Genomic DNA, 11,356 nt, shown 5'->3' with positions numbered 1-11,356 from the left:
ATTTTGCTTTAGAAGATCGCAGCCTGCGGCAGCTCCTACAAAGTCAAAAGCCAGGCAAGCGCGCTGTGCCTGGCCAATGCCCGCCTTCCAGCGTCAGCAACAGTTCCTTCGCCTCCAGCCCCCCGGCAAACCCGGTCAATTTTCCCGACGCGCCAATCACCCGATGGCACGGCGCAATAATCGATATCGGGTTCTTGCCATTCGCCGCGCCCACCGCCCGCACCGCGCTCGGGTTGCCGATCTGTTCGGCGATCTGGCTGTAGCTGCGTGTCTCGCCAAAAGGAATGGTGAGCAGCGCCGCCCAGACCTTTTTCTGAAATTCCGTACCGACAAAATCCAGGTCCAGTTCGAAGCGCTGGCGTGTGCCGGCGAAATATTCGCGCAGTTGCTCGGCGGCGCGCATCAGGATCGGGCTGTCCGGCGCTTCGTTCATCGCGCCGAGACGCACCCGACCGGGTTTGTCGTTTTCCCAGAGGATGGCGACCAGTCTTGAACCGTTCGCCACCAGCTTCAACTCGCCGACCGGGGAGGCCAGGGTGGTGCAGGTGTAAGTCATGCCGCAGGCCCCGCCTGATTGTTGAACAGGTGTTAAGGATACTGCTTCGTCGGGGAGGCGCAATACGCAATCCCGACCATACTTGGCTACTGCTTTTGACGCGTTTTCCTACTTTAAAACAAGAAGAGACCGACTCATGAAGTACGAACCTTTTGCCAAATCGCTGATTGCGACCTCGTTGGCGCTCAGCTGCCTGACTGCTCATGCGGCCTCTGTCGCCCCGGTCGCCGCGGAAAACGGCATGGTGGTCACTGCCCAGCACTTGGCCAGCCACGTGGGCGTGGATGTGTTGAAGAATGGTGGCAACGCGGTCGATGCCGCTGTCGCGGTAGGTTACGCGTTGGCGGTGGTGTATCCGGCGGCGGGTAACCTGGGCGGTGGTGGTTTCATGACCATTCAACTGGCCGACGGCCGCAAGACCTTCCTCGACTTCCGCGAAAAAGCCCCGCTGGCCGCCACCGCCGACATGTACCTCGACAAGGCGGGCAACGTCATTCCGGACTTGAGTACACGCGGTCACTTGGCCGTCGGCGTGCCGGGCACGGTGTCCGGCATGGAACTGGCGCTGAGCAAATACGGGACCAAACCCCGCAAGGACGTGATCGCCCCGGCCATCAAACTGGCTGAAGACGGCTTCGTGCTGGAGCAGGGCGATGTCGATTTGCTGGACTACGCCACCGACGTGTTCAAGAAGGACATCAAGGACTCCGGCGCGATTTTCCTGAGCAACGGCGAGCCGATGCAGGTTGGGCAGAAACTGGTGCAGAAAGACCTCGGCAAAACCCTGCGCGAGATCTCCGAGAAGGGCGCCGACGGCTTCTATAAAGGCTGGGTAGCTGACGCCATCGTCACCTCCAGCCAGGCCAACAAGGGCATCATCACCCAGGCCGACCTCGACAAATACAAGACCCGCGAACTGGCGCCGATCGAGTGCGATTACCGTGGCTACCATGTGGTTTCGGCACCGCCACCGAGCTCCGGCGGCGTGGTTATCTGTCAGATCATGAACATCCTCGAAGGCTATCCGATGAAAGATCTGGGCTATCACTCGGCCCAGGGCATGCACTACCAGATCGAAGCGATGCGTCACGCTTACGTCGATCGCAACAGTTACCTCGGCGACCCGGATTTCGTGAAGAACCCGATCGCCCATTTGCTGGATAAAAATTACGCGACCAAGCTCCGTGAAGCGATCAACCCACAAAAGGCCGGCGTGTCCAAGGACCTCAAGCCTGGCGTAGCGCCCCATGAGGGCAGCAATACCACCCATTACTCGATCGTCGACAAATGGGGCAATGCGGTCTCGGTGACCTACACCCTTAACGACTGGTTCGGCGCCGGGGTCATGGCCAGCAAGACCGGGGTCATCCTCAACGACGAGATGGACGACTTCACCTCGAAAATCGGCGTGCCGAACATGTACGGCCTGGTGCAGGGCGAGGCCAACGCCATCGCGCCCGGCAAGGCGCCGCTGTCGTCCATGAGCCCGACCATCGTCACCAAGGACGGCAAAGTAGTGATGGTGGTCGGCACGCCGGGTGGCAGCCGCATCATCACCGCGACCTTGCTGACCATGCTCAACGTCATCGACTACGGCATGAATATCCAGGAAGCGGTGGATGCGCCGCGTTTCCACCAGCAATGGCTGCCGGAGGAAACCAATCTGGAAACCTTCACCACCAGCCCCGACACGGTGAAAATCCTCGAAAGCTGGGGCCACAAGTTCGCCGGCCCGCAGGATGCCAACCACTTGGCGGCGATCCTCGTAGGCGCGCCGTCGCTGGACGGAAAACCGGTGGGCAAGAACCGTTTCTACGGGGCCAACGATCCACGGCGTAACACTGGGTTGTCGTTGGGTTACTGAGGGTTGTGTTTGGCGGGGGACGGACTTATGTTCGTCCCTTGCCCCTCTGAATTATCAAGGAAGGAATCATGACCACTGCACTGTTAATCATCGACGTCCAGCAGGCTCTATGCTCGGGTGAATACGAGTGCTTCGAGATCAATCGCGTGATCAATACCATCAACGACCTTTCGACGGGGGCGCGCACTGCCGGCGTTTCGGTGGTTTTGATTCAGCACGAAGAGGCGGACGGTCTCTTCACGTACGATGCGGCTGGCTGGCAACTGGCTGAAGGGCTGGAGACTTCGCCAGAAGACAAGCGCGTGCGCAAGACCACCGGGGATTCGTTCTATCAGACCAACCTGCAAAAGCTGTTGCCTAAGGAAGACTTCGAACGCCTGGTCATCTGCGGCCTGCAAACCGATTACTGCGTCAACGCCACTGTGCGTCAGGCGTTGAAACTGGGGTATGACGTGGTGCTGGCGAAGGACGCGCATTCCACCGTCGACAATGGCAACCTCACCGCTGAAGACATCATTGCCGAGCACAACAAGGATTGGGCGCACCTCACCGGTTCGGTGGCGCGGATCGACGTGATTCCGACTGCCAAAATCCGCTTCTGAAAACACCGCATCCCCCTGTAGGAGCCGAGCTTGCTCCGGGCGGCGTTCCGACGATGGCGGTGTATCAGTCGATGTAGATGCTGAATGTACCGACCTCATCGCGAGCAGGCTCGCTCCCACAAGGGGATTGTGCAAGCTGGCCAGATCACCTCAGAGGAAAAACAGCGACTCAGGGTGAGCCGAAGATATCGATCAACTCGTTCAGAAACGCACTGACCAGATCCCGCTGCCGCGCCGAATGCCTGACTGCCGCATGAAAGCCGACCTCATAGCGAAGTAATTCGGGATTGAGCGGGTGCAACTGTCCAAGCTGTTCATGCCGGGCCGCGTAATGTTGCGGCAGAAAACCCAGATGCTGGCCTGAGAGAATCAGTAGCGCGGCGCCGTCCATGCTGTCGGTGAGCACGGTCAGGCGTTCGATCGAAGTGGGTGCGGGCATTTCTGGCAGAGGGTGGCTCGGCCAGACCCAGTCGTAGTGGCTGACGTCCTCGCGGGTCAGTGCGCCCACTTGTTCGAACAGCGGGTGCGACGGCGCGCAATAGGCGATCTGGGTTTCCTGGAACAACGGGAAATAGTCGATGTTGGGCAAACGGTGCCAGAAATAACCGATGGCCAGATCGATGTGGCTGTTGATGATTTTTTCTTCCAGCAGCGACGACGACAGCTCGGTGAAGTGGAAGTACAACCCTTCGTGCCGGGCTCGCAGGCGTGCAATGGCCAAGCCGATTTTCTTGTTCGCCACCGGGTCGATCTGCCCGAGCAGGCCGATGTTGATATTGCCCGAGACCTTGCGGTTGATGTGCTGGACTTCGACCCGAAAACCCTCGGCCGCCGCCAGCAAGCGCCGCGCCGCCTCGACAAACTGACCGCCCTTGGGCGTCACCGAAAAACCGCCGCGACCGCGTTCGCACAAACGAAAACCCACTCGCGCTTCCAGCGTTGCCAGTTGCGCGCTGATGGTCGGTTGCGTGGTGTTGAGCGCGGTTTGCGCCGCTGAAATCCCGCCCGCTTCGACGACGGTGAGAAATACCCGGATCAAGCGCAGATCCAGCTCAGTTACAGTTCCCAGCATGGAGGCTCCCGATACTCGATTACATAGACGCTGATCTATGTGAACAGTGCGCCTGAGATATTTTATGGCCGAAGCCAACGCCATACATTGCAGGGAAACCAGCGTCATCGTTAGCTTTTTCTGGAGTTCCACCTGATCCGGACGTCGAATCGACCGCTGCGCTCAAAACAAAAACAATCAACTGCATAGGAATCATCGTATGTCAGGTTCTCCACTTTCTGCGCACGCCGCCGAGGCGAGCAGCGGGTTGGCCATCGAAGGCCACTCGATCGATTACATCCCGGAAAACGAACGTCACGCCAAACTCAGCAGCCAGGGGCCATTCTGGTTTCTCGGCAATTTCCACTTCTTCACCATCTCCATCGGTTTTGTCGGCCCGAGCCTGGGTTTGTCGGCGCTGTGGACGATGCTGGCCGGCGCGCTCGGCATCATGTTCGGCACGATTTTCATGGCCTTCCACGGTTCGCAAGGTCCGGAAATGGGCCTGCCGCAGATGATCCAGTCCCGCGCCCAGTTCGGTTATCGCGGGGTGATCCTGGCGTTGATGGCGACGATGTTTGTGTTCGTCGGTTTCAACGTGGTGAACATCTCGTTGATCATGAACGGGCTGCAGCATGTGTTCGGTGTTGACCCGACCATCGTCGCGGTGGCCGTGGTGTTGGTCGGCGCGTTGCTGTCCATCTACGGCCATGACCTGATGCACAAGGCTTTCAAGTGGGCGCTCTTGGCGACACTTCCGTTGTATGCGCTGGTGACCATTGCCCTGATGTTCGGCGCGGGTTCCGAAGGCGTCACGCCGGCGACCGATCTGGGTTTCAGCTGGATTGCCTTCGCCACACTGTTTGCCATCGGCGCCAGCTACAACATTTCCTATGCGCCGTACGTTTCCGACTATTCGCGTTACCTGCCGAAAAACACCAGCCGCCCGAAACTGATCGCGGCGGTGTTCATCGGTGCGTCGCTGTCCGGTAGCTGGATGATCGGCCTCGGTGCATGGCTCGCCCAGGAATTGAAAGCCGTCGATGCCTTGGTGGCGCTGAATCAGGTCGGCTCTTCGATGATTCCGGGGCTGGGCAATTTGCTGGTGATCGTCTCGGTGGCGGGATTCCTGCCGATCATCGCGCTCAACTCCTACAGCGCCATGCTGACGCTGCTGACCGGCGTTGACTCGATCAGGAAAATCACCCCGACGCCTCGTGCCCGGGTGCTGTCGATCAGCGCGATCAGCATCATCCTGTTGACCTGCGTGCTGTCGATCAAGGGTGACGGCATCGCGCTGCTGAACACCTTCCTCGTCTTGCTGTTGTACTTCCTGGTGCCGTGGACCGCTGTGAACCTGGTCGATTACTTCTTCGTGCGCAAAGGTCGCTACGCGATCCCGCATTTCTTCACGCCAAAAGGCATCTATGGCGCCTGGCAATTTCGCGGCATCGTCTCGTACCTGATCGGCTTCGCGGCCATGGTGCCGTTCTTCTACATTTTTGACGCCGCTGCCGGCAAAGAAGTGTTCGTCGGCCCGTTGGCACGGATGCTCGAAGGCGTCGATATCGCGTGGCTGGTCGGATTGCTGGTGTCGGGCCTGACGTATTACATCCTCAGTCGTTCGCTGGACCTCAACGCCGAGCGCCGGGTCATCGACTCGATTACCGAAAAGGACATTGTCGCCATGACTTATCAAACAGCGGAGCCGGTGCGTTGAACATTGCCAAAAACACCGTGGTCGCCTGTTGCCAACTGGCACCGAAAATCGGCGACCTCGCTTACAACCGCACCCTCACCGAACGGGCGATCCGTTCGGCGGCGTTGCAGGGCGCTCAAGTCGTGGTGCTGCCGGAACTGATCCAGAGCGGCTATCTGTTCGCCGATCGCAACGAAGCGCTGGCGCTGGCGGAAACCTGCGATGGCCCGACCCTGCGCCTGTGGCAAGCCTTGGCCCGGGAACTGAACATCATTGTGGTCGGCGGTTTCTGTGAGCATTTGCCCAACGGTGAACTGGCCAACAGTGCCGCGCTGATCGATGCCCAGGGTGTGCGCGCGGTGTACCGCAAGGCGCATCTGTGGGATGCCGAACGGGAAATCTTCACTGCTGGCGACGCTGCGCCGCCGGTGGTCGAAACGGTCCACGGACGCATCGGCGTGCTGATTTGCTACGACCTGGAGTTCCCTGAGTGGGTGCGTCTTCCGGCGCTGGCCGGTGCCGATCTGTTGTGCGCGCCAGTCAACTGGCCTGACGGTCCACGCCCGCAAACCGAGCGCCCGGCAGAGGTCCTGCGGGTGCAGGCCAATGCCTCGGTGAACCGGATGTTCATCGCCGCGTGTGACCGTTACGGTCACGAGCGCGGCGTGGGTTGGGTGCAGGGTTCGGTGATCGTCGATGCCGACGGTTATCCATTGGCCGGGCCGGCGGAGCAGGGCGGCGAACAGATTTTGCTGGCCACGCTGAACCTGGCTGAGGCGCGCAACAAACGCATCAGCGAGCGCAATGATCTGCATCGGGATCGGCGGCCGCTGTTGTATGAGTTGAGCAGTTCGGCTCAGTGATCCTGTGGACGCCATCCCGGCGCCTGTGGCATCGTCGAAACGACAGACCATGTTACGAACAGGATCGGCACGATGCAGGGGGATAATCAGCTGGGCATCGACCCGTCGATGGCGATGCTGCAAGCGTTCAACCGTTGTCTGCTGCAATTGGGGCGTCTGGCGCGGGAGCGGGGTGCCGCCGAGTTCATTGCCGACGGCTTGCAGGTGTTGCGTCAACAAGTGCCGTTCGCTTCGGCGTGGTGGGGCGAGATGTCCACCTCGGTCGCAAGCGCGCCACCGCAAAGCTGGATGCACGGGCGCATCGATCTGCCCGAATCGTTTGCCGGCGAATGGCAACAGAGTGCCGGCAGCGACAAGTTCTCCCATGACACCTTGAGCCGCCCCGGCGAGGTCATCCGCGACAGCGGCTTCACCGATCCCGATGCCGACGTGGACGCGTTCGCCCGACGGCATGACCTCTACCACCCGATGTGCATCACCTTCGAGCTGCCCGAAAGCGGCTTGATGTTTTTCGTTTGTCTCTACCGTGGCGGCGATGCTCCGGCGTTCAGCGACAACGAGGCCGGTCTGTTCTCGGCGTTCTGCGATCACTTGTTGCAGCTGTGGCGATTCCAGGTGCAGGACATGATCCGCGTCGACACCGGCAACGGTGCCAGCGAATTCGGGGTGGCGCGGCGCGACGGCGGTTTGCTGTATATCGGCGCCGGGTTGTGCGCGGTCATTCAACGGGAATTGCCCGACTGGAGCGGTTCCACGCTGCCCGCCGAGATCATCGCGCAATTGCCCAAGGCACCTTGCGTGATGCGCCTGGGACGCTCGGCGCTGACCCTCACGCCGAACGCCGAGCACGTCATCCTGTCGCTGGAAACACAACCACGCGGCGCGGTGCTGGCGCCTCGGGAACGGACCGCAGCGATGCTGTTCGCTGCCGGTCATTCCTATAAGGAAATCGCCAAAATCCTCGGCCTGAGCCCGGCCACCGTGCGCACCTACCTGCGCAATTGCTACTTGCAACTCGGCGTGAAGAGCAAGGTGGAACTGGGTTCAGTCCTGCGTTCGCAGGGTTCCGCCTGCACACCGCAACCGTAGGAAATCATAACCACCCCCCACTTTTTGCCTGACCCTCCTCATTTGCAGAGGTCCGTCCAGCCACCGCGCGCTATAGGGTATGCCCTGCATATCAAGGGCTTGCGCGGCCGTGTGGCCGGGCCCTTCAAAAACTATAAAAACAGAGGTGGGGCCAGTGATGTTTTCCAGGCTATTTATCGCCGTTGCCGGTGCAACGGCCGTTTCCTGTGTGGCGCTGGTGGGGTGCCAGAGCCAAAGTCCGACCAGCGCCGACATGGTCATGCGCAACGGTTATGTCTACACCGTCGATGGCAAGGATTCGGTGCAGCAGGCCGTTGCCGTCACGGGCGGCAAGATCGTTTATGTCGGCAGCGATGAGGGGGCAGCCTCATTCATCGGTGCACAGACGCAGGTGATCGATCTGGCCGGACGCATGCTGATGCCGGGCTTCATCGATGCGCACATGCATCCCGGCGATGGCGGTCGGGCCATGACCTTGTGCGACCTGAAATACCAGACGATGACGCGTAAGGATTTTCAAAAAGCCATTCAGGCGTGCCTGGATGCCGACAAGGACAAAGGCCAGGACGTGTGGCTTGAAGTCGGCAGTTGGGATCGCATGGGCATGACCGGCCTCGACGGCGATGCCGACAAATCGACCCTTGATGCGCTCAACACCAAACGGCCGATTCAGGTACGTTCCACCGACTTCCACACCGTGCTGACCAACTCCCGTGGTCTGGCAGTGGCCGGCATCGACAAGCACACGGTCAACCCCGCCGACGGCAAGTACGCGCGCGACAGTGCCGGCAACCCCACCGGCATCTGCGAGGACGGCGCGGCGGATACCATGGCCGCCGTGGTGCCGCCGGCGACCGATGCCGAGAAGCTGATCCAGAGCCGCGCCGCGCTCGACGCCATGCGCCAGCAGGGCATCACCAGTTTCTTCGATGCCTTGTCGGGGCCGGAGAATGGCAAGGCGTTCACCACGTTGCAGCAATCGGGCGAGTTGACGGCCCGCGCCATATTGTCGATCAAACTCGACCCGGCCGCCGCCACTGCCGACCCGGCCAAGACCATCGCCGAAGCCAAGGCACTGGCCACCACCTACGATCAGGGCGAAGCCCAGGTCGCGCCGGGCGTGAGCATGCGCCACGTCAAACTGTTCATGGACGGCATCATCAACGCACCGGCCGATACCGGGGCCATGCTGACCCCGTACCTGCACAACGCCGGCACCGAGAAAGCGCCGAAATGGACTGCGGGAAAAAACCGTGGCGAGCTGTATTTCCCGCCGCAGGTGCTCAATCCGCTGCTGCTCAAAGCGGTGCAGGCCGGACTCGACCCGCACCTGCACGCCACCGGGGATCGCGCGGTGCGTGATTCGCTCAACGGTATCGAATACGTGCGCCAGCAACTGCCCGGCAACGGCTTTCGTCCGACCATCACCCATGCCGAATCGGTGGACCCTGCCGACTACGGGCGTTTCAAGACGCTCGACGTGACCGCCAACATGTCCTTCCAATGGGCGCAGCAAGCGCCGTCCACGGTCGACGGCACCAGCGATCACCTGGGTGTCGAACGCTTCGCGCGCATGGAACCGTCGGGCAGCATTGCCCTTGCTGGCGGACGTGTGGCTTATGGCAGCGACTGGCCGGTCGATCCGCTCGACGAGTTCCTCGCACTGAAAGTCGGTGTCACCCGCTCGGGCGATCCGCAGAACCCGCACAGCTATGGCCCCAACTACGCAGGCAGGCTCAACGCCGACCCGGCACTGTCCCGTGCAGAAGTGCTGCGCACCATCACCCTCAACGCCGCCGAACAGCTCAAGTTGGAGAAAGTCGTCGGTTCGGTGGAGGTGGGCAAGTTTGCCGATCTGATCGTGCTGGACAAGAACTTCATGCAGGTGCCCGAGGATGAACTGGGGCGCAATCAGGTGTTGATGACGATGGTCGGCGGCAAGGTGGTGTGGGCCAAGGTGCCGTTTGTGGGGCAAGTCGCCCAAAAATAGATCTGGCCTGTCAGCCAGACACAATCCCTGTAGGAGTGAGCCTGCTCGCGATAGCGGTGTGTCAGACACAGAGATGCTGGCTGTGCCGCCGCTATCGCGAGCAGGCTCGCTCCCACTGGGGACCCGCAATACTCTGAATTTATAAGAAGAGAAACCCGTAATGACCAACGCCACAGACAGCCCCCAACGAAGTCTCCTGATCGAGACCCGTTCGATCGATTACATCCCCGAAGCCGAGCGCCACGGCAGCCTCTACAGCCAGTTCACCCTGTGGCTCGGCGCCAATCTGCAGATCACCGCGATCGTCACCGGGGCGCTGGCCGTGGTGTTGGGCGGTGATGTGTTCTGGTCACTCATCGGCTTGCTGATCGGCCAGGTATTGGGCGGCGCGGTGGTGGCGTTGCACGCGGCGCAAGGGCCGAAGCTCGGCTTGCCGCAGATGATCTCCAGCCGCGTGCAGTTCGGGGTCTACGGCGCGGCGATCCCGATTGTGCTGGTGTGCCTGATGTACCTCGGTTTCAGTGCCACGGGTGCGGTGTTGTCGGGGCAGGCGATTGCCCAGTTGATCAGCGTCAGCGACAGTGCAGGCATCCTGATTTTTGCCGGGTGCATCGCTCTGCTGACGATGTTCGGGTATCGGGTGATTCATCTGGTCGGGCGAGTAGCGAGCGTGCTGGGCGTCATTGCGTTCGTCTATCTGTTCACCCGTTTGATGACCCTCAACGACATCGGCCTGTTGCTGGAAAACCGCCATTTCGGCTGGAGCACGTTCCTGTTGGCAGTGTCGCTGTCCGCCTCCTGGCAGATCGCGTTCGGCCCTTATGTGGCGGATTATTCGCGCTACCTGCCGAGCAAGACATCCTCCTGGAAAACCTTCACCGCCGTCGGCCTGGGCACTGTGTTGGGCGCCCAGGCGTCGATGGTGCTGGGCGTATTCGCGGCGGCGTTGGCGGGGGCGAATTTCCGTGGTCATGAAGTGGCGACCATCGTCGGCCTGGGCAGTACCGGGGTGATGGCCTCGTTGCTGTACTTGAGCGTGGTGTTCGGCAAGGTCACGGTGTCGACCCTCAATGCCTACGGCAGCTTCATGTGCGTGGCGACCATCATCAGCGGTTTCCGCAGCCGCCTCGAAATCACCGCCGGCCAGCGCATGCTGTTCGTGCTGGTGATTGTCGCGGCGTCGACCACGCTGGCGCTGCTTGGACAGTATTCATTCCTGAACTCGTTCAAGTATTTCATCCTGTTCCTGCTGACGTTCTTCACACCCTGGAGCGCGATCAACCTGGTGGATTACTACTTCATCAACAAGGAGCGTTATGACATCCCGGCCTTGTCCGATCCGGCCGGGCGCTACGGTCGCTGGAACCTGTTGGGCATCGGCGTCTATGTCGTCGGCGTGCTGATTCAGTTGCCTTTCGTCGACACCCATTTCTATTCCGGACCGATGGTCGCGCAGCTCGGCGGCGTGGATATTTCGTGGATTGTCGGGCTGGTGGTGCCGGGGATTCTGTATTTCCTGCTGGCCCGGACATCGGCATTCGGGATATCCGCTGCCGAAGTTCAAAGGCCTGAATAAGATACATCCTCAATAGCGTCTACACTTGCTGATCAGCCAATGCAGGAGCACGGCTTGCCGGCGATG

9 protein-coding genes are annotated in these 11,356 nt (G+C 60.8%); 7 read left to right on the top strand and 2 right to left on the bottom strand.

Annotated features, from left to right (window positions below):
- Window positions 1-43: 43 nt before the first annotated feature.
- Window positions 44-556, bottom strand: coding sequence for a methylated-DNA--[protein]-cysteine S-methyltransferase (locus ACW9JC_RS24870; RefSeq protein ID WP_457458276.1), 513 nt, complete (start codon window positions 554-556; stop codon window positions 44-46).
- A gap of 136 nt (window positions 557-692) precedes the next feature.
- Here ACW9JC_RS24870 and ggt point away from each other — a divergent pair, with 136 nt between their 5' ends.
- Together ggt and ACW9JC_RS24860 are read left to right on the top strand one after the other, a co-directional pair.
- Window positions 693-2,420: a gamma-glutamyltransferase gene (gene ggt / locus ACW9JC_RS24865; RefSeq protein WP_338581849.1), complete on the top strand. Its 1,728-nt coding sequence runs from the start codon at window positions 693-695 to the stop codon at window positions 2,418-2,420.
- Between the two features lie 68 nt (window positions 2,421-2,488).
- Window positions 2,489-3,022, top strand: coding sequence for a cysteine hydrolase family protein (locus ACW9JC_RS24860; protein WP_457458273.1), 534 nt, complete (start codon window positions 2,489-2,491; stop codon window positions 3,020-3,022).
- A gap of 169 nt (window positions 3,023-3,191) precedes the next feature.
- On the opposite strand, the gene ACW9JC_RS24855 is transcribed toward ACW9JC_RS24860, so the two are convergent.
- A complete protein-coding gene (locus ACW9JC_RS24855; protein ID WP_095192681.1) occupies window positions 3,192-4,094 on the bottom strand; it encodes a LysR family transcriptional regulator in 903 nt (300 codons plus the stop codon).
- 199 nt (window positions 4,095-4,293) lie between these two features.
- Between ACW9JC_RS24855 and ACW9JC_RS24850 the strand changes: the two genes are divergently transcribed.
- The 5 genes from ACW9JC_RS24850 to ACW9JC_RS24830 all read left to right on the top strand — a co-directional run bounded on the left by ACW9JC_RS24850 (window position 4,294) and on the right by ACW9JC_RS24830 (window position 11,290).
- Window positions 4,294-5,793, top strand: coding sequence for a purine-cytosine permease family protein (locus tag ACW9JC_RS24850; protein ID WP_457458271.1), 1,500 nt, complete (start codon window positions 4,294-4,296; stop codon window positions 5,791-5,793).
- Entirely contained in the window at window positions 5,790-6,635 is an 846-nt protein-coding gene (locus ACW9JC_RS24845; protein WP_457458269.1) for a nitrilase family protein, read from the top strand. The genes ACW9JC_RS24850 and ACW9JC_RS24845 overlap by 4 nt, the downstream gene beginning before the upstream one ends.
- A 72-nt stretch (window positions 6,636-6,707) precedes the next feature.
- The gene (locus tag ACW9JC_RS24840) at window positions 6,708-7,724 is read left to right on the top strand and encodes a helix-turn-helix transcriptional regulator (protein ID WP_457458267.1); all 1,017 of its coding nucleotides are present in this window, start codon (window positions 6,708-6,710) and stop codon (window positions 7,722-7,724) included.
- A gap of 154 nt (window positions 7,725-7,878) precedes the next feature.
- Complete coding sequence (locus ACW9JC_RS24835) at window positions 7,879-9,714, top strand: amidohydrolase (protein WP_457458265.1); 1,836 nt, start codon at window positions 7,879-7,881, stop codon at window positions 9,712-9,714.
- A 160-nt stretch (window positions 9,715-9,874) separates the two neighbouring features.
- Complete coding sequence (locus tag ACW9JC_RS24830; RefSeq protein WP_457458263.1) at window positions 9,875-11,290, top strand: purine-cytosine permease family protein; 1,416 nt, start codon at window positions 9,875-9,877, stop codon at window positions 11,288-11,290.
- Window positions 11,291-11,356: the final 66 nt, after the last annotated feature.

Source organism: Pseudomonas sp. SDO5591_S426, from assembly GCF_054070755.1.
The sequence above is the reverse complement of the archived record's forward strand: the minus strand, read 5'-3'. Positions and strand labels throughout refer to the sequence as shown.